Here is a 25379-nt window from a genome sequence, read left to right as displayed (position 1 = left end):
AGAGACTATTGAGGGGAGCTTAGTACAACGCAAAGCCTCTACAAGAGTCTCTTTTTTATGCTTTAGGAAAGTATAAATTTCCATCTAGAAGCTAATTCGACGAATCAGGAAATTTTAGGAATAAAGCGTAAGTGCAACTACGCTTCTGTCTTCGCCAATCGGCGAATTTTCTTTATCATTTTCTGAAAGGAGAACCTCGCTTCAAGTCAAGAGTGTGTTACGAACTTGAAGCGGGGAGAGTTAGCTTAAATTTCGATGATAATGGGAAGAAGCATAGGTCTTCTTTTTGTACGGGAGTATAAAAATTGTCCGAGTTTTTCTTTTATATCTTTTTTTAGAACACTCCATTGATTGATATTCGCCTTTTGTAAATTGGTAATGGTCGTTACAACGAGTTGATTGATTTCCTTTAGGAGATCTTCTGAATCGCGAGCATATACAAACCCGCGAGAAATCGTGTCCGGACCAGAAATAATTTTTCCTTCTGTTTTACTAAGAGTAATAACGATAACAAGCATACCATCCTCAGAAAGCTGTTTGCGGTCACGTAAAATAATGTTTCCGACATCCCCGATGCTTAATCCATCTACATATATGTTCCCGGCAGGTATTCGTCTCGTTTGTCGAGCGATTTGGTTGTTAATATCGATCACATCTCCGTTATTAATCACAAAGATATGATCTTTATTGACGCCAATGGATTGTGCCAGTAAGCTGTGATGATGCAGCATTCTAAATTCACCATGGATAGGAATGAAGTATTTAGGCTTCATTAAAGTGAGCATTAATTTTAATTCTTCCTGATAGCCATGTCCGGAAACATGCATTCCCGTTGAGCTTCCTGAGCCGTAAATAACATGGGCTCCTAACAAAAATAAATTATCTATAATACGTGAAACATTGCGTTCATTTCCTGGTATAGGGCTTGCGGCTAAAATGACAGTATCTTCAGGCAGGACCTCTACCTGTCGATAGTTTCCGCTAGCTAAACGGGCTAGAGCAGCCATAGGTTCACCTTGGCTCCCGGTGCAAAGAACAGCTACTCTTTCGGGATCCATTCGACTAATTTCATTTGCTTCAATTAACATCCCTTCAGGAATATCTAAATACCCTTGTTCTATAGCAACAGAAACTACATTTACCATACTTCTGCCCAGCAAGGCAAGCTTTCTGTTCGTTTTTAAAGCGGCATTCACAACTTGCTGCACACGATTCACGTTAGAGGCGAAGGTAGAAATAAAGATTTTTCTGCGCGCCTTCATGAATGCTTCTTCAATGTGCTCGCCAACAAATCGTTCTGATGGGGTAAATCCAGGACGTTCTGCATTCGTGCTTTCAGAGAGTAGAGCTAGCACTCCATCGCTGCCGATTTTAGCCATTTTATGAATGTCCGGATATTGGTCATTTACAGGGGTCAAATCAAATTTGAAGTCACCTGTATGCACTACCGTACCTTCTGGTGTATGAAAAGCAATGCCAAGACAGTCAGGAATACTGTGATTTGTCTTGAAAAAAGTCAGGCTGATTTGTCCAAATTCAATGGCTGATTCAGAATGAATAGGGAATAACTGAGCGATATCATGAAGTCCGTGTTCTTTTAATTTCACTTCGATTAAGCCGAGTGTAAGGCGTGTGGCGTAAATCGGAACATTTAGTTCTTTTAATAGATATGGGACACCCCCGATATGGTCTTCATGGCCATGTGTAACGACTAAAGCTCGAAGTTTATCCCGATTTTCTTGCAAGTATGTAATATCAGGTATAATCAAATCGACTCCTAATAAGCTTTCATCTGGAAACTTAGAGCCGCAATCGATTACCACGAGGTCGTTCCCGTATTGTATTGCATACATGTTTTTACCTATTTCATTGATGCCGCCTAAAGCAAAAATGGATAATGTGTTTTCTGCTGTGCTCAAAATGAATTTCCTCCTTCTTTGAAGCATATAAGGATATTAGAAGCAACACGGAATGTTTCTTTTACGAGCGAGATATTCGTTGAATATTTTCTAACTTTTAATGAAACAAATATTTATGTTCTTTCTGTTAGTTGATTTAGCTGTTTTCTTAAAGGCTTAGTTCAAAGCAATTAACTTTCAGTTTATATATTTTCCAATAAATTTGAATTTATTATCTGTTATACGATATTCGTCCGGCAGATGCAAAGGAGGCAGCAGGTGAGAATGTGCAAAATGAGTTTTGCAGAATAATCAAAGAATTACAAAATAAAAAAGCTCTAATCCCTTATAAAACAAGGAATTGAGCTTTTCTTAAGATAAAAACATATTAGTAAAGACAGACAAGAATTATACTTTAAATCTTGTTGTTAGTTCCTGAAGTTCTATTGCCAAGTTGCTCAGAGATTCAGCTGATGCACGTACTTCTTCAACTGATGATAACTGATGTTCAGACGATGCAGCTACTTGCTCAGTATTTGCCAATGCTTCGATTGCGATATCCGACAATTGCTGGATGATTTCGTTTACTTGTTGAGAGCCTAGGGAAATTTCCTCAATTGCTGCGGATACCTTTTGAATTTCCCCACTTGCGACCTGTACATTAGCGAGAATGTGAGCAAAATTCTCTCCGACCTTTTGCATAGCAGCTGTCCCTTCCTCGGTCTCGCTGGAACCTTTTGTCATAACAGCAGCCGCAAATTCTGTATCTTTTTGAATTTCTTGTACAAGACCGGCAATTTGTGACGCTGATGCTTTTGATTGCTCGGCCAGTTTGCGAACTTCTTCAGCTACTACCGCAAAACCTCTTCCCGATTCCCCTGCTCTTGCGGATTCAATCGCAGCATTTAGTGCCAGTAAGTTAGTTTGTTCTGTAATTGCCGTAATCGCTTCAATAATTGTGCCAATTTCTTTGGAATGGTTCACGAGTCGATTGAGTGCGGAGTTTGATTCTTGAACTGAATTCCGGATAGAGTTCATTTGCTCTACCGCAGCACGAACCGTATAATGGCCTTCCTCCGCCTGTTTCGTTAATTGAGAAGCTACTCCGGCCGCATCCGTAGCTGATGCAGCCACCTTCTGCATTTCTTGAGCCATCCCCTCCATTGATTTTGTGCTTTCTTCAATTCTTCCTGCCTGCACACTAGAGCCGCTTGCAATTTGTTGAATGGCCGCTGTAATTTGCTCTGTTGTTTCGCTTGTTTGGCTGGCTGTGGCAGAGAGCTCCTCAGATGTGGCAGCAACATGACTGGAGCTATCTACTAATTTCTTGAAGGTAGCACGTAAATTTTCGAGCATTATGTTGAGGTGCTCTCCCATTGTTCTAAATTCATCATAAGTGTTTATCTCGATGTTTTTTGAAAAGTCTCCTTCTGCCATTCGCATAGACAGCTCCGTTACCTTCTGGATATTATTCGTAAAGTAGCGGCTATATAGGAAAATAATGCATAAGAGAATTGCTGTAGCGATAGTGCCAATAACTAAAAGATTTACTAGCAAGGATTGGACAGGCTTTATTAGCTCTTTCTCTGGAATTACTAACGCAATAACCCAATTGTTAATAGGAACCTTTTGGAAATATATACGGTTTACGCCATTATCATCCGTAAACTTTACTTGTCCGGATGCTTTACCTACAAGTGTTTTTCCTATATTTGCTAAGGAAGAGTTAGTACTCTTGCTAATAGGCTGCATCACGTCATCCTTAATAGGCGTATATAAATATGTCCCCTTACTATCTAGCAGCATGGCCCAACCTGTTTTTCCAACCTTCAATTTTTGCATATAGTTCTGAAGTGTCCCTAAATCCACATCACCAGTAACAACTCCTTGTTGTACTTTATTTGGAGTGTAGAATGGAGCCCCAACAGTTGTCATTAAAATGTTAGTTGTTGTATCTAAATACGGATCTGTAAAGTAGATGTTTGTATTGAGATTCTTTCCAGCTTTATACCAGTCTTGGCTCAAATAATCGTAAGAGGGATCATTATAGTCCTGAGTTACTGTAATTTGTCCATTGTTTCGATACGCGTAGGTAGAAAAGTATTTCGTTTGAGGGTTGTACTGGTTTGCTTCAAAGAAAATACCTAAACCAAACGTATCTGCATTAGCTTGCAGAGTATTTTTCATAATACTCTGTAGCTGCTCTAAAGAATAAGAGGAAGCGTTGTTTGCTTCCAGCATTCGAGCAAGAGATTCGGGCACCTTGCTATGAGAAACTAGATTTGTCTGAATGCTTCCTGCCACATTGCCAAGCTGCTGCTGCATCTTACTATCTAATTCTTTACTAAGAATTGATTGAGAAAAGTAGTATGAGAAGGAGATAATGGCTGACAATGTAATAAAAAGCAAGGGTAAGATTAAAATGAATGTTCTTGCACGAATACTCTTAAATTTCATACGTATACACCTCGCTGTATTTTTAATTTTTTTAAGATAATATAAATATCACATCTCTCTATATGATTTTCAATAGTACTATATACCTATATATAGATATCAGAGTGGATCTGTTTGCGTTATTTCGAATTGTAGATGAAAGAGGAAATTTAGATGGGGATCTTATCGTTGAGAGCAGAAATGTAATAGGGGAGAGCATTGTATTGTCGATATACTGGAACGAAAAAAGGAGTGAGCACGGATGGGTTTGCTACGCCGAATTTTTGTTATATTCAAAATATTATGTACTTTTGTCCCCTTCGTTAGCAGAAAGGAAGGAAATAGAAATAGTATGTCGAATCCAATCAATTAAGATATGAAAATAAAAAGAAAGGTGGGATTAAATCGGATAACGGAGAAAAAGTAAAGATACATATTCTAAATGAGAGAGAGTCTCAAGAACGTAATGAAAGACAAGAAGGAAGGTTGAAGGTGCATGAGGAATTGTACAAAGTTGTAAAGCTAAAAAAGGCTATAAATTTGTTATATCTATGCAATCTGTACTTGATTATTATCCTAACTTAAATATAAAACACGTAATCTCAACAATTTTTTATAAAATTTATTAATGATTATTATTTCCTAGATTAATTGGCAATATGCTGCATTCGAGAAATAAACCCTTGTTTTCGATTGGAGGAACAAAATGAAACAGCTATTACTTGTCTTTACTTTGTTGGTCACTTTTCTTATTCCTCAAGAATTTGCAGCAGCTGCGTCGCCGCCTTCGCAACTTATTATCGTTAATACCGCAATTAATAAGCTTGCGTTTTATGAAAACGGAAATTTGGTTAGGGAATTTCCTGTAGCAACAGGGAAGAGCAGTACACCTACACCACAAGGTAAATTTTTGATTGTTAATAAAATTAAAAATCGTCCGTACTATACCGGTGGCATTCCGGGGGGAGATCCACGCAATCCGCTTGGAGATCGTTGGTTAGGGATGAACATATATGGAACACCCGGTAATACATACGCGATCCATGGGAATAATAATGAAAGCTCAATTGGGAAATGGGTTAGCAGCGGTTGTGTGAGAATGCATAACGATGATATTCGCTGGCTATATGATCGTATTAATGTTAACGCAACCGTCATTATTAAATGGGCTCAAGCTTCTTATCAAGAAATTGCTGCTTTATATGGTATTTCACTTACAGACAAATCATCAAAAGGTGTTCTGGATAGTCCGGTTTCAGGTGCGGTATTAAGTGGAAGCTACAATGTCTCTGGCTGGTTTTTAGATGGAAGCGGCGTGTCGAAGGTAGAAGTACTCGTGGATGGAGCCGTGGTAGGCTGGGCGTCCTATGGGGATGCAAGGCCAGATGTGCAAAACGCTTATCCGGAATATCAGAATGGGAATGCGGGTTATCATTATGCTTTAGATACGATGAGACTAAGAAACGGAAATCATAGAATTACAGTAAGAGAAACAGGGAACAACGGCCAGGTGACAACGCTGCCGGAAAGAACTGTGAAGATTTCGAACGTCAGAGGTGTTCTGGATAATCCAGTTTCAGGCGCAACGCTAACTGGTAGCTACAATGTCTCTGGCTGGTTCTTAGACGAAAGCGGCGTGTCGAAGGTAGAAATACTGATAGATGGAGCTGTGGCAGGGCAGGCGTCCTATGGGGATGCGAGACCAGATGTGCAAAACGCTTATCCAGAATACAAGAATGGGAATGCAGGTTATCATTACACTTTAGACACGACAAGATTCAATGATGGAAATCATAGAATTACAGTAAGAGAAACGGGAAAAAATGGTCAGGTAACAACGCTGCCGGAAGGAACCGTGACGATTTCGAATGTCAGAGGTGTTCTGGATAATCCGGTTTCAGGTACGGTATTAAGTGGAAGCTACAATGTCTCTGGCTGGTTTTTAGATGGAAGCGGAGTATCCAAGGTAGAGGTGTTGGTGGATGGAGTTGTGGCAGGGCAGGCGTCCTATGGGGATGCGAGGCCAGATGTGCAAAACGCTTATCCAGAATACAAGAATGGGAATGCAGGTTATCATTATGCTTTAGACACGACAAAAATCAGCAATGGAAGCCATAGAATTACAGTAAGAGAAACGGGGAAAAACGGAAAGGTGATGACGTTGCCAGAAAGAACTGTGAAGATTTCAAACGTCAAATCACCGCTAGCGGCACCGGTAGTAAATCCGGTAAATGATCAGGACCAAACGGTAATAGGAGCAGCAGAAGCAGGGGCGACTGTTAGGATAAAGGCAGGAAGCAAAACGTATGAGGGAACAGCGAAGGCAGACGGAACATTTACAGTAGCAATAGATGCGCAAAAAGCAGGAAGCGTGTTAAAGGCAACAGCAACGGACAAGGCAGGGAATGTAAGTCCGATCACGAAGATCACTGTAAGCGCAACAGACACAACTCCACCAGCGGCACCGGTAGTAAATCCGGTAAATGATCAGGACCAAACGGTAACAGGAGCAGCAGAAGCAGGGGCGACTGTTAGGATAAAGGCAGGAAGCAAAACGTATGAGGGAACAGCGAAGGCAGACGGAACATTTACAGTAGCAATAGATGCGCAAAAAGCAGGAAGCGTGTTAAAGGCAACAGCAACGGACAAGGCAGGGAATGTAAGTCCGATCACGAAGATCACTGTAAGCGCAACAGACACAACTCCACCAGCGGCACCGGTAGTAAATCCGGTAAATGATCAGGACCAAACGGTAACAGGAGCAGCAGAAGCAGGGGCGACTGTTAGGATAAAGGCAGGAAGCAAAACGTATGAGGGAACAGCGAAGGCAGACGGAACATTTACAGTAGCAATAGATGCGCAAAAAGCAGGAAGCGTGTTAAAGGCAACAGCAACGGACAAGGCAGGGAATGTAAGTCCGATCACGAAGATCACTGTAAGCGCAACAGACACAACTCCACCAGCGGCACCGGTAGTAAATCCGGTAAATGATCAGGACCAAACGGTAACAGGAGCAGCAGAAGCAGGGGCGACTGTTAGGGTAAAGGCAGGAAGCAAAACGTATGAGGGAACAGCGAAGGCAGACGGAACATTTACAGTAGCAATAGATGTGCAAAAAGCAGGAAGCGTGTTAAAGGTAACAGCAACAGATAAAGCTAGGAATATCAGTACAACTACGAAAATAACGGCAGGCAGTTAAAGCGGATCTCTAAATATAAACAGTGAACTCCTTACATCCTATAGGTATATAAGGAGTTTTTCTTTTAGATGAACAAATAAGAGATGAGAAGGATGAGTGATATAAAAATAAAATTTCTATGAATTTTGCAGGTATGAATGGAGTTAGTATAGCTCTATGTACGCTTACACTTACTGTTATTTAGGAAGCCGAATGGTTGTATGGATCGCCAATATCACTAAATAATCAACAAATAATATGATTTTTCGACAGGAAGCAAAGTATGATAGTTAATAATTAATCAGTATGTGGTATAATAAATCAATGATTCATATGCAGTGGTATTACTCATAGAACATTAAAACACATTACCACTTTGGAGGATTGTAACTACAATGACACTACAGTTATCCGTAAAAGAACAAGGGCACATTGACCCATTGCAGCGAGATGTAAAATTTTTGGGGGATATCCTAGATGAAGTTCTCTTTCATGAAGGGGGGCAAGCTCTAGTCAACAAGGTGGAGAACATCCGAATGATCGCAAAATCATTGCGGGATGAGCATAATCCATCTGTTTATGCGCAGTTAAAGGAAGAAATCACAAATTTGCAGCCGCCATTAAGGCAGAATGTGATTCGCTCTTTCTCTATTTACTTGCAGCTTGTGAACATTGCTGAGCAGAATCATCGAATTAGACGGCGTCGTGAGTATCAGCATCAGAGCGGCGAACTAGTTCAGCCGGGTTCCCTTGAAGACGGAGTTGCGTCTTTAATTGAAAATAACATTTCAACAGATATCGTCGAAAATGCTTTACAAACATTATCACTTGAATTAATTATTACGGCCCACCCAACAGAAGCGACAAGACGGACGGTGCTGCAAATTCACCAGCGTATCGCTAACTTGTTAAAGCAATTAGATCAGCCGTGTACAAAACGTGAAAGAAAAGATCTTGAAGAGAGCTTATTTAACGAAGTCACGGTATTATGGCAAACAGACGAGCTGAGGGATCAAAAGCTTACCGTTATGAACGAAGTAAAGAATGGTCTCTATTATTTTGATGAAACGCTATTCGATGTGCTGCCGCAAATTCACCAAGACCTAGAGGATTTGCTTTTTGAGAAATATGGACAAAAATGGGATGTACCTACTTTCCTTCGCTTTGGCTCTTGGATTGGCGGCGATCGCGATGGAAATCCAAATGTAACTGCTGAAATGACATGGAAGACATTAGAAAAACAGCGTGAGCTAGCTTTGCAAAAATATAAAGCCGCCCTTCAAGTGTTAATGAAGCGGTTAAGTCATTCTACAAAAAGGGTACAGGTAAGCGAGGAACTGCTCAACTCAGTTGAGCAGGAAAAAGGTTTGTTAGAAGGGAAAAAGAAATGGCGAAATGAAGATGAGATCTATCGAGGCAAAGTAGCCATTATGCTTGAGAAACTAGAGCAGTGTGGTCAAAGCAGTGCGGGATATCAATCTTCCGATGAATTGCTTCGTGACATAGCAATGATTGAAAAGAGCATTAAAAGTCATCATCCGCATGGTTATGCATTAAAGATGCTGCGAAAATTGAAGCGGCAAGTAGAATTGTTCGGGTTCCATTTGGCTACGCTTGATATTCGTAATCATAGCGGGGAGCACGAGTCTGCGATTGCTGAGATTTTTAAAACAGTTAATGTTACTCCTGACTATAAAGCGTTGACGGAAGAGGAGAAAATGGCTGTTTTAACAAAAGTCCTGCAAGATCGGAGACCATTAATTTCAATTTTTGATACGTATTCTCCAGAAACCCAGGAGATCATTGAAGTGTTCCGGATGATTAGAAGGGCGAAACAGGAATTCGGGGACCGCGCAATTGAAGTGTATTTGGTGAGTATGACACAATCTGCCAGCGACTTGCTAGAAGTGCTCGTCCTAGCCAAAGAAGTTGGATTATATCGTGTTTATCCGGATGGTCGTGTTGTCAGCAACCTGCATGTTGCCCCATTATTGGAAACAATCGATGATTTAACAGCGGGACCAAGCATGATGGAGCAATTATTCCAATTAGAGTTATATCGTAATCATATATCAGCTCGCAATAACTTGCAGGAAATCATGTTAGGTTACTCTGACGGCAGCAAGGATGGCGGTACGCTCACAGCTAACTGGAAGCTCTACAAAGCGCAGCAAGAAATTCACGATATGGCTAAGAAATACGATATTCGTTTGAAGTTTTTCCACGGGCGCGGCGGTTCTTTAGGGCGCGGCGGCGGTCCTCTAAATCGCAGTTTATTGTCACAGCCGGCTGAGACGTTAGGAGACGGTGTGAAAATTACGGAGCAAGGGGAAGTGTTGTCTTCTCGTTACTTACTTTCTGAAATTGCATATCGCAGTCTCGAACAAGCGACAAGTACGCTGCTTACAGCGATTGCGCATGTGTCAAATGAAGCTGAACAAGATGATTCTCGTTCTGCAGAGTGGGAGCAGGCAATGGATGAGATTGCAGTGTATGCTTTAGAAAAGTATCAATCGCTCGTTTTTAAAGATCCTGACTTTTTAACATATTTTAGAGAAGCTACTCCTTTACTTGAGCTTGGAGCTCTTAATATTGGCTCTAGACCAATGAGCCGTAAAGGAAGCGATCGATTTGAAGACTTGCGGGCGATTCCTTGGGTATTTGCATGGACACAAAGCCGTCAATTAATACCTGCCTGGTTTGCAGCAGGAACTGGATTGCAGCGTTTTGCTGAGCAGAAAGAAGGGTTAGGCTTACTGCAGCAAATGTACCAAAAATGGCCATTTTTCCGCTCAACTATCGATAACCTGCAAATGGCTTTAACAAAGGCTGATTTAACAACAGCAAAAGAGTATGCGGACATGGTCAAGAAAGAAGAAATTGAACAAAGAATCTTCGGTGTAATTACGGAAGAGTATAATAAAACAAAAGATATCATCCTGCAAATTACAGAGCAAAGTGATTTGCTTGACCATATTCCAAACATTAAGGAATCTGTTCGACTTCGCAATCCATATGTTGATCCGTTGAATTTCCTTCAAGTTCAACTTGTTTCAGAGCTTCGCTGTAAAACAGAGAAGGATGACGATACGAGTGCATTGCTGCGCGAAGTGTTGCTTACTATCAATGGTGTTGCTGCAGGGTTACGAAATACAGGTTGATATCTAAGCGAACGTTTTTATTCGAATCTATTATCTTTATAAACGAAACAGCCCGTAATCCTATTGTTACGGGCTGTTAGTATTTAAAAGGGTAAATAACAATTTTTTAGAGGCTAGAGATCCTGAATATTTGGGACGACGAGTATTGTTTATATAACTAAATTATTCTATTTGTTCATAATATTGTATTTTTTTATGGTTTTGCGACACATTCTTGAAAGAAAGTAATAAATAAGTGAAAGTAAAATTTATAACAACCCCTTTATATGTAGAGTTTTTGTTGGTATATTTATTATAATACATATGTGAATATCTAAGTGTATTTAAATGTAGATATTCTTTCATCTAAAGAGTTTTATATCTGCAATCTAGGTTTGGGGGGCTCGAATGTGTTTGCATTTTTTTCTGGATATGTATTCTGGTATCCTATCATCATGAGTTTGTTTTGGATAACGGGTTCTCTATTATTTTATTTTCACCGGGAACGAAAGGAACCATTGCCCTTGAAGGAGGCGCCTCTCGTATCTATTCTTGTTCCGTGTTATAACGAGGAGGAGACAATTCGGGAAACGGTTGCTCACTTATTAAACCTTAATTATCCTAACTATGAAGTGATTGTGATAAATGATGGCAGTAAGGATGGAACAGCAGCGGTGGCGAAGGAGTTAGCTTTAGAGAATAAAAATGTTCGTTTTATCGACCTTCGCAAAAACTCAGGAAAAGCGAATGCTTTATATCTTGGTTTACTTGCTTCGAGGGGAGAATTTCTCATTTGTATTGACTCTGATGCCCTGTTAGATAAAAATGCGCTTTTGTATATGATTCCGCATTTTACAACTGAACATAACGGGGAGCGTGTTGGAGCGGTAACCGGAAATCCGCGTATACGCAATCGAAGCTCTTTACTGGCACGTATGCAGCTCGTAGAGTATGCAAGTATTATTGGCAGTATTAAGCGTACACAGCGTGTTTTAGGAAAAATTATGACGGTTTCCGGAGTTGTAGTGGCATTTCGAAAAAGGGCTTTGCTGGACGCTCATCTATGGGACCGTGATATGATTACAGAGGATATAGCTGTAACATGGAAGCTTCAAAAGAGGTTTTGGGATGTACGCTATGAGCCGAATGCTATTTGTTGGATGCTTGTGCCGGAAACTATCCGAGGTCTTTGGAAGCAGCGTGTTCGTTGGGCACAGGGCGGCGTGGAAGTGCTATTGAGGCATTGGGATATTTTCCTGGATTGGCGTCAGCGCCGGTTATATCTGATTTATTTTGAACAGCTTTGCAGTATTCTATGGTCAATCTTATGGGTTATTTTTACGTTTCTCGTCTTATTTAAACAAACTATGACTATAAATATTTTTAGTCTATTTACACTGTTTTCCTGTATTTTATCAGTGATTTGTGTTGTGCAATTCCTTATCTCGATTACGTTGGATGCTAGGTATGATAAGAAGATGATAAAATATTACTTCTGGGCTGCTTGGTATCCTGCTTTATATTGGTATATGAACACCCTTGCTGTTGTAAGAGCCATTCCGAAAGCAATTTTTAGAAAGAAAGGAACATTAGCAATATGGGAAAGTCCGGACCGCGGCGTAAGAGAAAACACAGAGGGATAATCATTCATACAGAACGTTCCTTGATTATTAAGTCTATAGAGATGCTAATTACCTTACTTTTGTGGGGGTATTTATTAGGTACATTAACGCTTATAGTGGCTATTACATGTAACTTAGATTTGGAATGGAAACGAACATTGCTATTAGTTCTCGGAGTTAAAGAGGTGGATATGCAAATTATTATATACAAAATTGGAATATTAAGCGTTGCTTTCTTTATGATCCAATTCATATGGATTCAATATAACTATCGTGTTTTCGGAAAGCTGAAACGCCGCAGTTTCCCGAAGGATGTACAGCCGCAAGAATTAGCAGAGTATTTCTCCTTGAAAGAAGAAGAAATTGACTTTTTACAGAAGAATAACATTATTAAGCTGGAAGACCGGATTGTGTAGAGAAAAAGCGGAGATTACTAGGATCTCCGCTTTTTTCCTTATAATTTGTGGCGTAAAACCACGCTGCCTTTAGGCTCGCGGCAGTTCACTTAGCTACTAGCCCACTTCTCGATTACTTTCCACGTATTTTTTTCTACTAGTATCCGGTTAATAAAAAATCTTGGATCATTCGTTTTCACAGTTCCAGGATGCAATGAAAAAATTAAATGATATCCTTGGTTTAACAAAATTTCATCAGTACTTGCGATGCCGAATCCATATGGATAAGCAAAATACAGAGGATATGTACCAAATTGCTGTTTATATGCTTCTTTTGCTGCTAGGGAATCCTGTTCAAACAGAGCCAAATTTCTCTCTTTTAAGAACGGAGGTTTTTCATTTGGTTCTGTATAATGAAGCTTATGTGTATGTGCTCCTATCGTGAGTAGACCAGAGCGATTCATTTCCTTCAACTGCTTCCAACTGACTATTTTTAATCCATCGAAATTAGGATTTCCTACCTCTCCCGTAATAATAAAAACAGTAAATGGAATATTTTCCTCCTTCAAAAAAGGATAGGCATTTTTGTATACGCTTACATCTATGTCGTCAAATGTAATAAGAACGCATTTCTTAGGCAGCGGCTTTTCGCCTGAAATATAAGTCTCTAAATCTTTAGGTGTAATAAATGATATACCTTTTTCTTTTAAATATAAAATCTGCTTTTTAAATTCATCAGTATATACAGAGTATCTAGTTAATTCTCTATTCTTTGTCAACTTTTCTAATGTTTTAGTAAACCAATTTGGAGAGCGAATACGGTGATAGTTTAATACAACACAGCCCTCCTCTGATAAGTAAGGAGAATTGGGGCTTGGGTTTCCATTGGCTTCAAGAGAGCTGCAGCCTGACCCAATACATAGAACAGTGAGTATAGTTATAATACAGATAAGCCTTCTCAAAGGTCTCCCCTTTCCTGTTTTCAAATTGAAATTAAATTAGAAAATGGAATTTGAGTAACTTATTATATGAATAATCACAAAAAGGAATAGGAGTTATTAATTACCATTATATCTAATTTGAATTTAAATTGTCGATATATTCTTTCATTTCCCTTTAGATTGTTAAAAATGACGGAAGTAAAGATTATGTAATCATACGAAGACAATAGATTCAGGGGATGATACTATTTTACTTCTTTTTGCATGAGTACCAGTATTTAAAACTTTCGCTCGTCATTATGATTAAGTTAGTATATTATATGGTATAGTATATATATAGATTTTAAGAGGTTATTAAAAGTATAAAAAATAGAATTTTAAACAGTAGGCGTTTTGGAGGAATTTAAAAATGGCAGGAGAACAAACGGTATATTCTCGACTAACGATTTGCAATGCAGATAACCTCACTTGTAAAGAAAGCGTGATTGCTGAAAAGCAATTGTTGTTAGATGTGACACGCGACTTGTCTATGTGTACCACAGTGCAGGAGGTGCTGGACAAGTGTTTTCATTATGTAGGGCAAGTGCTGAACAACTCCAATATCGGTATTCATTTGCTCGATCCGGCGGCTGAAAAAAAACTGAAGCCAGCAAAGCTAAGCAAGGACAGTGATTGGACGGAAGAAGAATGGCTGGAGACTCACGGCGAAATCAAGCTAGACCATAGCAAGGATTTGTTATTCCAAGAGGTCATCCAAACGAAAAAGGCAATTCTCGTTCCCGATGTGTTTGCCGACCCTAGGCCAAATCATGAGGCTTGTCGAAAGTTTGGGATTAAGGGCTTGTTTATGATGCCGCTAGTCGCCATGGGACAGGTGTTAGGGACCATTCCTGTTGTAAACCTAGAGGAGAAGGGAAAGGTATATCCAGAAGCCGATATGCAGCTGGCGCAATATATTGTAGACGCTGCTGCCTCTGTTTTATTTAATTTGCTGTATAAATGTCAATCTGAATCTAATTGCTGGGGGTGTTGAAACAAAAGGATAAATGGATCTTATGCTTGTTATTTAATACAGGGATATTTTTTAATCGACCGATTAAGGCAGAGGAATTCGCTGAGAAATATCTGTCTAAAGAGGGCGCGGTATATATTTAAAGTTAGGGGAGTTTTTTATGAGAGCTATACATGCAGTATTGGATTATTTAAGAAGCGGCGGGGTAAAATACATTTTTGGCATCCCAGCGGGTTCTGTAAATGCTTTCTTCGATGAGTTATATGAGATGAGAGATATCACCCCCATTGTCACGAAGCATGAAGGGGCAGCATCGTATATGGCTGCTTCCTATGCGAAATATTCAAATAGTCTAGCTGTTTGTATTGGCAGCAGCGGTCCTGGCGCAACCAATTTGGTAACAGGCGCTGCTAATGCAATGAGGGAACATCTTCCAGTTTTATTTTTTACCGGGGCGGTTCCTGTTAATACAGTAGGCCTAAATGCTTCTCAGGAACTGAATGTGGAACCAGTTTTTCGCGGCGTTACAAAATATAGTGTAATGGTTCAACATGCAGAGGATTTATTGCCTGAGGTAGCAAAAGCAGTAGAAATAGCGCTTTCTGGAGTGCCGGGGCCTGTTCATGTCGCTATACCAATCGATATTCAGCTAAAGCAGCTTGAAGTGTATGAATTGCCGCAGTATCCTAAAAGATCGCCTATCGTTCCAGAGACCGCTGTAATCAAAAATGTTGCACATGAGTTGTTCAATCGAAAAAAAGGGTGTATTTTTGTGGGACAAGGAGCAAGAAGTTCGATTGAGCAGGTTATAGAGCTAGCAGAAATGGTAAATTGGCCAATCATTACAACGCCTCAAGCAAAAGGACTAATTAAAGAAGATCATCCTCTTTATGCAGGAGTATTTGGTTTTGCAGGTCATGAGACTGCTTCTAATTTAGTAAATGGTGGATCTGAAGAGGCAGAGGTCCTTCTTGTAATTGGTTCTAGCTTAGGGGAAACCGCAACAAATAACTGGAATGTAAATCTCACAAAGGATCGTTTTATTGTGCAAATCGATTTTGATCAAACGGTATTTAACCGAAAATATCAAGTTGATATTCCTATTTTAGGTGATGTGGATATAAGTCTATTATCCTTAATAAAAGAATTAAAAGAACTTGGAATGAACAGAAAAACATATGAAGCAATACAAAGAGATCAAATCTTGCCCAATGAGGAATATAACTCACAAAATGTACTTCTCAAACTGCAAGGGTATTTTCCTCCATCCACTCGATATACAATTGATATTGGCGAGTTTATGTCTTATGTGATTCACTATATGAATGTTATAGATATTGATACATTTGACATTAATGTACATTTTGGAGCCATGGGCAGCGGGATTGGTGCTGCAATCGGATCAAAATTAGCAGAACCAGAACGTCCGGTTGTATGTATAACAGGTGACGGCTGCTTTTTCATGCATGGCATGGAATTATTAACGGCTAAAGAATACAAGCTGCCGATTGTATTTGTTGTTATGAATAATGCTCGTCTAGGAATGGTATATCACGGTCATTCCCTGCAATATAAACGTTCCCACCCGCGCTTTGAACAAGAAGCCGTTAATATTGCGGCGATGGCTCAGACTATGGGAATTCCGAGCGTGCGTATTGAAAAAATGGAAGATATCAATCTGGATATACTAAGTCTTTTAAATAATCTCGATGGTCCTGCTGTATTGGAGGTATCTCTAGTAGATAATAATGTTCCGCCTATGGGGGATCGAGTGAAATTTCTTTCATCTTTTGGGAAATAATAGACATAGAAAACACCTGTCGCCCTTGTGGATGACAGGTGTTTTTATAAAGTTTTGAGATGCATCGATACTCTTAACATTTTGTTCTAAATAAATTGGCATGTATAGAAATTGATTTTAGTAAGGTCATATAAAGTAATCACCGGAAATCAAAAGACAGCTAAAAATAAAGTTTCAGAAAAGAATGGAAACGCTTTCTTTTTTGGCGGGAAAGTGATAGAATGAAACTATCAAAAGGGAGTGATAATGTGATGGTGGAAAACAAACTATTTCTAGAAGAGTTAAAAGGTTTTGTTGAAAAAGGTTTGACGCTTAATGAATATGATGTAGCACGATTGCAGGAAAAATTCGGTAAGAGTCTTGATCTGATCAATCAGCTTTATCAGCTCTTAGTGGAAAAGCATCACATGCTGCCGGCTATCCATGATATTGAAGCGGATGTTTACAGCTGCATAATCGGCCGCGAAATCAAGCAGGGTAAAACCTTTTACGGCGCGTCTTTGGCAGTAGCTGAACTATTCCAAATTCCTCAAACATATGTGAAATATAAAATAAAAGATTATAAACAACCGCAGGTATCTCGCATTGCCTAGACAGACTTTTCTTTATCCAAAAGAGGTTGTCATAAGGTAGCGCACAGCGCTATCTTATGACAACCTCTTTTGGTTGCATCATTTTATCATTTTTCGAAAGAAGACCTCCACTTCAAGCGGAAGTAACGATGAAACCATTATATCCCTTCGCCCTCGTTATATACAGATCTTTGTTCTTGACGCACATTTTGAGCTAATTTGATGGAACCAATCGTAGCGATTAAAGTGCTTAGAATAACCAATAGATTATAGACATTTAGATTTGCGAACAGGTTGATCAAAAAATACGAGACGACAAGCGATGATAATGGAGAGATAAGCCATACCAGCAGAATATGCTTAATAATTCCCTTTTGAAATATACTAAATCCATTTTGGGATGTTCCTATACCAAGAATTCCGCACGTTGTTACTTGTGTAAGTGGAATAGGCAGCCCGAATACTGAGGCAATCACCACGAGGGAACCTCCCGTAAATGAAACTGCGCTTCCCTGTAATAACGATAGCTTTGTGATTTTCTTCGCATTCGTTTCTAATACCCTACTGCCCAATAATATGGCTCCAATTGAAACAAATAGCGCTCCAATCCAGATGCCATTCTTTTCTGAAAGGATGTTTGCACCGATAATAGGACCAACCGCATTTGCTACATTGTTCATTCCAGCGGAGAATGCTTCCCAACATCCGCCAATCACCAATAGCAGAGAAAGTGGTTTTGCCCATTTACCTTGATCTTTGAGTTGTACCCAGCGTTTTTCTGCATAGGAGATCAGTTTCCCCAATAGGAAGGTAATAAGAAAAGAAGTAACAGGAACCAAAATCCAGAAGGATATGATCACTAAGAGTTTTTCGGTAAACAAAGTATGATAGGCAAGTCCTACCCCTATAATAGAACCAACAGTTACTTCACTTGTCGATAATGGAATACCCATGAGGTTAGATAAAAATAAGGTGATCGTGGCTCCTAAGAGAATAATTACAACTACTTTAACACTTAGAAGGTTAGATGGAATAATCCCCTTTCCGATGGTTTTTACAACTTCTCCGCCGCCTAACACAGCGCCTAGAAAGGCTGAAATGGCTACTAAAAATAAAGCTAATCGCTTATTGGTGATTGCCTTTGCTCCATAAGGCGCCCCCATGGAGGCTGCTGTTCCGCTAGCTCCAATATTCATAGCAAAGAAAAGAGCGATTGCGATCGCTACGTATGTTAATGTCATATCATGATCCCTTCTTTCTCAAGCAATTTGTTGTACTATATAAAAATTAGTTCTCTATTGTTTATGTATCTAGCGGGGAATAAAAACCAAGTTAACTCATGTGAATTATAAGTTTTATATTTCTGATTATAAATGCATTTTTGAGAAAAACAAGGGTTATTTTTATCTAATTACAGGCTTTATCATAAAGTAAATGAGTATACCTTCCATTGATGGGTTAGCATGACTTGCAAATGGATTTTTCTATAGTGATTTAAAATGATTCGCTTACTAGAGTGTGCCCCGAAATGAAAACAGATATGTAGTGTTAGTGCATTAAGAAAAGGAAGCTCCTAGATAGTATGGGCATGAGCGAAAAGTGGAAATGCTGTTCAAGAAGTTGTTATAGATGATTGAATTTCATGAGATCTGATGTGCGTAATTGGATTTATTCAATGTTTTAGTTCGATAGAACCGATCTATAAGTATTTACTAATGGCCTATATAATTAAAACTGATTTGACTTATAATAATAGTAGAGATACGATAAATTTAATCATTTTTTCACTGAAAAGTGAAGGGTAAGAATTATTAGAAATAGTCATTAAAATAAAATGACGTACGATCAGTTTATATTTCTTTGAGAGGTGGATATCGTTGCAACTTCAGGTAATGAACAGTCCGTTTAACCAGGAGCAGGCAGAGCTCCTTAACCGTCTTCTGCCGACCTTGACAGAATCGCAAAAAATTTGGCTGAGCGGCTATTTGGCCGCACCTCAGACTGCTTTCCAGGTTGTTTCCGCTTTAGGAACACTAGAAGCACCTGCGGCTGAGCTGCCTGCCGCGAGTACTGGGCAGATAGTCTCAAAAGAAGTGACTATTTTGTACGGATCACAGACGGGTAACGCACAGAAGCTTGCGGAGAAAGCAGGCAAGACACTTGAGGCGCAAGGCTTTCAAGTAACTGTTTCGTCTATGGGTGATTTTAAACCGAACAATTTGAAGAAAGTTGAAAATCTGCTGATTGCCGTGAGTACATATGGAGAAGGCGAGCCGCCGGATAACGCGCTGTCATTCCATGAGTTTCTTCATGGCAAACGGGCGCCAAAGCTAGATAACCTTCGTTTTTCTGTGTTGTCACTTGGGGACAGCACATATGAGTTTTTCTGTCAAACAGGCAAAGAATTCGATCAGCGTCTAGAGCAGCTTGGCGGCACGCGTTTGTACCCGCGTGTTGATTGTGACCTTGACTTTGAGGAACCAGCTAACAAATGGATAGAAGGAGTCTTAGGCAGCTTAAGTGAAGCGCAGGGCGGAAGTGTTGCTCTTACTCCGGCAGCGGCAACGCAAGCACAAAAAACTGAAGCTGTATACTCTCGAACAAACCCGTTTTATGCTGAAGTGATTGAGAATTTAAATTTGAACGGCCGCGGTTCAAATAAAGAAACTCGTCATCTTGAGTTATCGCTTGAAGGATCTGGACTCACATATGAACCGGGGGACAGCCTTGGTATTTATCCGCAAAACGATCCAGAGCTTGTAGACGCGCTTTTGGGAGAAATGAAATGGAATTCAGAAGAAGCGGTGACGGTTAATAAAGAGGGGGAAACTCGTCCGCTTAGAGAAGCGCTCCTCTCTCATTTTGAAATTACTGTTTTAACAAAGCCGCTTCTTGAGCAGGCTGCGAAGTTGTCTGCAAATGAGGATTTACGTGAGCTTGTACTGCCGGAAAATAAAGAAAAATTAAAAGCATATATTACTGGGCGTGATTTACTCGACCTAATTCGTGATTTTGGCCCATGGAGTGGATCAGTACAAGAGTTCGTTTCCATTCTCCGGAAGCTGCCGCCTCGTTTGTATTCCATTGCGAGCAGCTTGTCTGCCAATCCGGATGAGGTGCATTTAACAATTGGTGCTGTTCGTTATGATGCACATGGACGCGAACGGAAAGGTGTTTGCTCCATTTTATGTGCGGAGCGCCTGCAGCCAGGAGACAAACTGCCAATTTATATTCAGCGCAGTCACTTTAGATTGCCTGAAAATCCAAATACGCCAGTTATCATGGTTGGACCAGGAACAGGTGTTGCGCCATTCCGTGCATTTATGCAGGAACGGGAAGAAATCGGAGCGGAAGGTAAAGCATGGATGTTCTTTGGTGACCAGCATTTCGTCACGGATTTCCTTTATCAAACCGAATGGCAAAAATGGCTGAAAGATGGCGTGTTGACGAGAATGGATGTTGCGTTCTCACGTGACACTGATGAGAAAGTATATGTACAACACCGTATGCTTGAGCAAAGCAAAGAACTATTTAAGTGGCTTCAGGAAGGCGCAGCCTTTTACGTGTGCGGAGACAAGCAGAATATGGCGCGTGACGTGCATAACGCTCTGCTTGAGATTATCGAAAAAGAGGGCGGCATGAGCCGTGAAGAGGCGGAAGCCTACCTTGCCGACATGAAAAAGCAAAAACGCTACCAACGTGATGTATACTGATTTGGATTGAAAGGAGTTTTTTTCAACATGGTGAACCAAATTTTAAAAGCCCCGGACGGCCAGCCAAGCGACGTTGAGGGAATAAAAGAAAGAAGTAATTATTTACGCGGTACACTGAAGGAAGTAATGGAGGATCGATTGACTGCCGGAATTCCTGAGGATGATAATCGTTTGATGAAACACCATGGCAGCTACTTGCAGGATGACCGGGATCTCCGCAATGAGCGCCAAAAACAAAAATTGGAACCTGCGTATCAGTTCATGCTGCGCGTCCGTTTGCCAGGTGGTGTAGCAACAGCGAATCAATGGCTTGTGATGGACGATCTTGCTCAAAAATACGGAAATGGAACATTAAAGCTGACAACACGCGAAACATTCCAAATCCATGGGATTTTAAAATGGAATATGAAGAAAACGATTCAGACAATCCATGCGTCCCTTATGGATACGATAGCGGCATGCGGTGACGTGAACCGAAATGTTATGTGTACTTCGAACCCTGATCAATCTGAAGTCCACGCTGAGGTATATGAGTGGTCAAAAGTTTTAAGTGACCAGTTATTGCCTCGCACAAGAGCGTATCATGAAATTTGGCTGGATGAAGAAAAAGTGGCCGGCACACCAGAAGTAGAAGAAGTTGAACCGATGTACGGACCACTGTATTTGCCGCGGAAATTTAAAATCGGTATTGCTGTTCCGCCATCGAATGATATTGATGTCTTTTCGCAGGACCTCGGATTCATTGCGATTGTTGAAGATGATAAGCTTATCGGTTTTAACGTGGCAATCGGCGGCGGCATGGGCATGACGCACGGCGACAAAGCGACGTATCCGCAGCTTGCTAAAGTAATTGGCTTCTGTAAGCCTGAGCAAATGTATGATGTAGCAGAAAAAATTATCACGATTCAGCGCGATTACGGAAACCGTTCTGTCCGCAAATATGCCCGCTTCAAGTACACGGTTGACCGGCTTGGGCTGGAAAATGTCAAGGCTGAATTGGAAAACCGACTTGGCTGGACACTAGATGAAGCGAAACCATACCAGTTTGACCATAACGGCGATCGCTACGGCTGGGTGAAAGGTACTCAAGGAAAATGGCATTTTACGCTATTTGTTGAAGGCGGCCGTGTTACTGATTACGATGATTATAAGCTAATGACTGGAATACGTGAAATTGCTAAAGTTCATACTGGTGAGTTCCGTCTAACGGCAAATCAAAATCTTATCATTGCCAATGTATCAAGTCAGAAAAAGAAAAGAATTAATGAACTAATTGAACAGTATGGATTAACAGATGGCAAGCATTATACAGCACTTCGCCGCAGCTCAATAGCATGCGTTGCTCTTCCAACGTGTGGATTAGCAATGGCAGAAGCTGAGCGCTATTTACCTCGTCTTATTGATAAGATTGATGCTATTGTTGATGAAAACGGCTTGCGTGATGAAGAAATTACGATCCGCATGACTGGCTGTCCGAACGGCTGCGGCCGCCATGCACTTGGCGAAATTGGCTTTATTGGTAAGTCTCCAGGCAAATACAATATGTATCTTGGTGCTGCATTTGACGGCAGCCGTTTAAGTAAAATACACCGTGAAAATATTGGCGAAGAAGAGATTTTGAACGAACTTCGTGTACTTCTTCCGCGTTATGCGAAAGAAAGACAAGAAGGAGAGCACTTCGGTGACTTTGTCATCCGCACCGGTATCGTCAAAGCAACGACAGACGGCACGAATTTTCATGATTAATTAAGATGGATCAGAGACAGGATTTATTTCTGTCTCTTTTTATTTTCTTTGGTTTGAAATAGCAACCCATATCATTTTTTATAATTTACACATTTTAGAAGGGTTATTTTATAGTTCATTTTGCTATAATGATTGTCAGCGAAGGAGGTTAAGCATGAAGAAGTTTTTAACATATACCCTAGTTCTGACAAGTTGCATAGCTTTAGGAGCGGCCGGTTGGCTTTACTATCCAAAATACCAAATTCATAAGATGAAGCATAATTCTGTCTCTTCTGTTGGAGCAGAAAGACAAAGTGTTTCTTATATAGACTATGTTAGCCAGCTTAATAAAACTGAAGTGAATCATCTTGCATTGGGGGATTCTATCATCCGTGGAATTGGTGCAGGCCAAAACGAAAGCTTCGTTGACCGATTTTCAGATATGCTAGAGCAGCAAACCAAAAAGGCTGTTGTATTACAAAATGAAGGTGTTCCGGGAATGACAAGCTCTGAGCTGAATGCTCTTTTGCAAACAGGAACCTTAGATGAAGCTATTAAAAAAGCCGATATTATAACCATCAATGTTGGAGGGAATGACATTCTTCATTCTGTAAGAAACAGGGATTATCTTAAAGCCATTCAGTCATTTGATGCTTTGCAAACTGCGTTTGTTGATAATCTTTCCCAAATCACGACGAAGGTGAATGAACTGAATCCGAAGGCAATCATTGTCTTGTTAGAATTGTACAACCCGTTAGGTCCAGGAAGTGAACTGTATTCTCTAGCTGATCAGCTGCTCCCAAAATGGAATGTGAAGCTATATGAGGCAGCCAGCCGACTCAAATCGTCAATCGTAATTGAAACGACAAAAGTCATTAACGGCAAAAATCTGCAGTATCTTTCCGAAGATGGAGTGCATCCGAATGCTTTAGGATATGATGCAATTTCAAAGCAGATACTGCGCCAGTTTCAGAATCAATCACTTGTCAAGTCTGTATAAAAAGTCACCGTTTATTCCGGTGACTTTTTATTTATGCTTCTAAAGTATAAATTTCCAGCTAGAAGCGAATTCGGCATAGTAGGAAATTTTAGGAACAAAGTGCAACTACGTCCCTGCCTTCGCTGAACGGTGAGTTTTCTTTAGCAGGTAGGAAAGCATAACTTTTTGAAGCATTGCCTAGCTAACACGATCCGCTTCAGTTTCCAGAATGTTTTCCGCAGGAGCAAGGGAGGACCGTGCCTGCCTTTCTTACTGTAATGTTCAATTTTTGAAACGGGGCATATGAAATTAACTTATAACGAGTGCTAAAAGATTGGAAAATTTTATTTGAAAGAAGTTGACAAAAAATGAAAATACGAATATTATCATTATTAATAATGATAATAAAATCAGAAGTAATAATAAAGCAAGGTGATTCTAATGAATGCAAAAGCAAACCTAATTTTACATCCGGTTCGAATGCAAATTGTGCAAACCTTAATTGGCGGACGCAGGCTTACTGTGCAGGAAATTGGCCAACGTTTATCTGATGTACCGCAGGCGACATTGTACCGGCATTTAAATAAGCTCGTTCAGGGCAGGGTAATTGAGGTTGTAGCGCAGCATCAAGTGCGTGGTGCGGTAGAGAAGGTGTATGCATTGTCCAGCGGTGGTGTTATTTCCCCGGAGGAGTTTATGGAAAGCTCGAATGAAGAAAAGGTGGGGGTATTCATCCAATTTGTGAGTGGTTTAATTAACAACTTCGGAGGCTATTTAAATCAAAAGAAGATTGATTTTGTGAAGGATGGGGTTACATTCCGGCAGGCAGATCTGCATATGAATGATGAGGAGTTTCAGGAGTTTGTTCAAGGTCTCGCAGCGGTATTTCAAAAGTTTATCAACAATGACCCGCGCGATGATCGGAAAAAACGGACTGTAGCGACAATTATTATTCCCGAGGCGGGAAAGGGAGCGGATGGATAGTGAGATATCAAGTGAAGGAAGAGAATGTAGTGATTCAAAGCGAAGTAAGGCTAGCCGGCACAGTTACGATTCCTAGCGGAGCGGAGGCTTTTTATCCAGGGGTACTTATTCTTCCAGGCAGCGGCAATAGTGACCGTGACGGTAATGCAGGCAGATTGGATATGAATATTTATAAGGATCTAGCACACTTTCTGACATGTCTTGGCTTCGTGACGCTTCGCTTTGATAAACGCGGAACGCATCAAAGTGAGGGAGATCAATATACACGCGGCATGTGGGATTTGGTGAACGATGCGGCAGCATGCCTTCGTTTTTTAAAGCAGCATCCAAATGTTGATGAAACAAAGACAATCATTCTTGGCCACAGTGAGGGAGCACAGCTTGCCCCAGCAGTTTATGTGAAGGAGAAAGCAGCAGGAATGATGCTGCTGTGCGGTGGAGCGATGGGATTGAGAGAAATGCTCGTATGGCAGCGGAGGCAGGCATATGATGCGCTTAATCAGCTTCGCGGCTTTAAGGGCTGGCTCATTAAAGCGCTAAAGGTGACAGAGAAGGCAGAGAAGAATACGGCTAAATTTGAGGGGAAATTAATGCTTTCCACGAAGCCGACGATACGGGTCGCGGGTAAGAAGTTCCCTGCAAAGTGGCTGCGCGAATTTTATCAATATGATGTATGTGCTGATCTTCAGCAGGTAAGCTGCCCGGTTCTCATCATTGCTGGTGCAAAGGACTGTCAGGTGCCGATTGCAGCAGGTGAACAGGTAGTTCCGATAGTAGCAGGCGAAGCAGAGTTATATGTGATAGAAAATATGACCCATATTTTAAAATGCTGGGCAGGCGTAATGGATGCTTCGAATCCGATAAAAATCTATCGCCAGATGAAGGATGAACCATTAGCACAAGAATTCACAAGCTGTCTGGCAGCCTGGCTGCAAAAGCATTTTTCTTCCGTTGCTGCGGAAGAGAAGCTAAAGAAGATATGA

16 protein-coding genes and 1 pseudogene are annotated in these 25379 nt (G+C 40.5%); 13 read left to right on the top strand and 4 right to left on the bottom strand.

The annotated features are described in order from the left end of the window. Nucleotides 1-245 precede the first annotated feature (245 nt). Entirely contained in the window at nucleotides 246-1946 is a 1701-nt protein-coding gene (locus AC6HZ4_RS17050) for a ribonuclease J (RefSeq protein WP_497490847.1), read from the bottom strand. A 360-nt stretch (nucleotides 1947-2306) separates the two neighbouring features. Next, complete coding sequence (locus AC6HZ4_RS17045; protein WP_497490846.1) at nucleotides 2307-4355, bottom strand: methyl-accepting chemotaxis protein; 2049 nt, start codon at nucleotides 4353-4355, stop codon at nucleotides 2307-2309. A 685-nt stretch (nucleotides 4356-5040) separates the two neighbouring features. On the opposite strand from AC6HZ4_RS17045, the pseudogene AC6HZ4_RS17040 reads away from it, so the two are divergent. The 5 genes and pseudogenes from AC6HZ4_RS17040 to pgaD form a co-directional block, all read left to right on the top strand. Beyond that, a pseudogene (locus AC6HZ4_RS17040) lies at nucleotides 5041-5499 on the top strand (L,D-transpeptidase); the annotation flags it as partial. Further along, on the top strand, nucleotides 5491-7533 hold the full coding sequence (locus tag AC6HZ4_RS17035; protein ID WP_497495749.1) for an Ig-like domain-containing protein: 2043 nt from the start codon (nucleotides 5491-5493) through the stop codon (nucleotides 7531-7533). The pseudogene AC6HZ4_RS17040 and the gene AC6HZ4_RS17035, both read left to right, overlap by 9 nt. Nucleotides 7534-7907: 374 nt before the next feature. Further along, entirely contained in the window at nucleotides 7908-10673 is a 2766-nt protein-coding gene (gene ppc / locus AC6HZ4_RS17030) for a phosphoenolpyruvate carboxylase (protein WP_497490845.1), read from the top strand. A gap of 389 nt (nucleotides 10674-11062) precedes the next feature. Beyond that, nucleotides 11063-12295 carry a poly-beta-1,6-N-acetyl-D-glucosamine synthase gene (gene pgaC, locus AC6HZ4_RS17025; RefSeq protein ID WP_497490844.1) on the top strand — a complete coding sequence of 411 codons (1233 nt, stop codon included), beginning with the start codon at nucleotides 11063-11065 and terminating at the stop codon, nucleotides 12293-12295. Continuing rightward, nucleotides 12250-12690, top strand: a complete 441-nt coding sequence (gene pgaD, locus AC6HZ4_RS17020) for a poly-beta-1,6-N-acetyl-D-glucosamine biosynthesis protein PgaD (protein WP_497490843.1) — start codon at nucleotides 12250-12252, stop codon at nucleotides 12688-12690. The genes pgaC and pgaD overlap by 46 nt, the downstream gene beginning before the upstream one ends. Nucleotides 12691-12779: 89 nt before the next feature. Here the strand turns inward: pgaD and AC6HZ4_RS17015 are convergent, their stop codons facing one another. Then, nucleotides 12780-13631 carry a polysaccharide deacetylase family protein gene (locus tag AC6HZ4_RS17015; RefSeq protein WP_497490842.1) on the bottom strand — a complete coding sequence of 284 codons (852 nt, stop codon included), beginning with the start codon at nucleotides 13629-13631 and terminating at the stop codon, nucleotides 12780-12782. A gap of 388 nt (nucleotides 13632-14019) precedes the next feature. Here AC6HZ4_RS17015 and AC6HZ4_RS17010 point away from each other — a divergent pair, with 388 nt between their 5' ends. From AC6HZ4_RS17010 to AC6HZ4_RS17000, 3 genes are all read left to right on the top strand, one after another. Continuing rightward, nucleotides 14020-14643 carry a GAF domain-containing protein gene (locus AC6HZ4_RS17010; protein ID WP_497490841.1) on the top strand — a complete coding sequence of 208 codons (624 nt, stop codon included), beginning with the start codon at nucleotides 14020-14022 and terminating at the stop codon, nucleotides 14641-14643. A gap of 139 nt (nucleotides 14644-14782) precedes the next feature. After that, nucleotides 14783-16423, top strand: a complete 1641-nt coding sequence (locus AC6HZ4_RS17005; protein WP_497490840.1) for a thiamine pyrophosphate-binding protein — start codon at nucleotides 14783-14785, stop codon at nucleotides 16421-16423. Nucleotides 16424-16644: 221 nt separating this feature from the next. Continuing rightward, nucleotides 16645-17016: a hypothetical protein gene (locus tag AC6HZ4_RS17000; protein WP_497490839.1), complete on the top strand. Its 372-nt coding sequence runs from the start codon at nucleotides 16645-16647 to the stop codon at nucleotides 17014-17016. 137 nt (nucleotides 17017-17153) lie between these two features. On the opposite strand, the gene cysP is transcribed toward AC6HZ4_RS17000, so the two are convergent. Then, entirely contained in the window at nucleotides 17154-18236 is a 1083-nt protein-coding gene (cysP, locus tag AC6HZ4_RS16995) for a sulfate permease (RefSeq protein WP_497490838.1), read from the bottom strand. A gap of 636 nt (nucleotides 18237-18872) precedes the next feature. Between cysP and AC6HZ4_RS16990 the strand changes: the two genes are divergently transcribed. The 5 genes from AC6HZ4_RS16990 to AC6HZ4_RS16970 all read left to right on the top strand — a co-directional run bounded on the left by AC6HZ4_RS16990 (nucleotide 18873) and on the right by AC6HZ4_RS16970 (nucleotide 25379). Further along, nucleotides 18873-20708 carry an assimilatory sulfite reductase (NADPH) flavoprotein subunit gene (locus tag AC6HZ4_RS16990; RefSeq protein WP_497490837.1) on the top strand — a complete coding sequence of 612 codons (1836 nt, stop codon included), beginning with the start codon at nucleotides 18873-18875 and terminating at the stop codon, nucleotides 20706-20708. 27 nt (nucleotides 20709-20735) lie between these two features. Next, a complete protein-coding gene (gene cysI / locus AC6HZ4_RS16985; RefSeq protein WP_497490836.1) occupies nucleotides 20736-22454 on the top strand; it encodes an assimilatory sulfite reductase (NADPH) hemoprotein subunit in 1719 nt (572 codons plus the stop codon). A gap of 154 nt (nucleotides 22455-22608) precedes the next feature. Continuing rightward, the gene (locus AC6HZ4_RS16980) at nucleotides 22609-23433 is read left to right on the top strand and encodes a GDSL-type esterase/lipase family protein (protein WP_497490835.1); all 825 of its coding nucleotides are present in this window, start codon (nucleotides 22609-22611) and stop codon (nucleotides 23431-23433) included. A 420-nt stretch (nucleotides 23434-23853) separates the two neighbouring features. After that, nucleotides 23854-24396, top strand: a complete 543-nt coding sequence (locus tag AC6HZ4_RS16975) for a helix-turn-helix domain-containing protein (protein ID WP_497490834.1) — start codon at nucleotides 23854-23856, stop codon at nucleotides 24394-24396. Beyond that, entirely contained in the window at nucleotides 24396-25379 is a 984-nt protein-coding gene (locus AC6HZ4_RS16970; RefSeq protein ID WP_497490833.1) for an alpha/beta hydrolase, read from the top strand. Before AC6HZ4_RS16975 ends, AC6HZ4_RS16970 begins: the two co-directional genes overlap by 1 nt.

This window comes from Ectobacillus sp. OTK, assembly GCF_059698935.1.
This window is presented reverse-complemented; position numbering and strand designations above follow the sequence as displayed.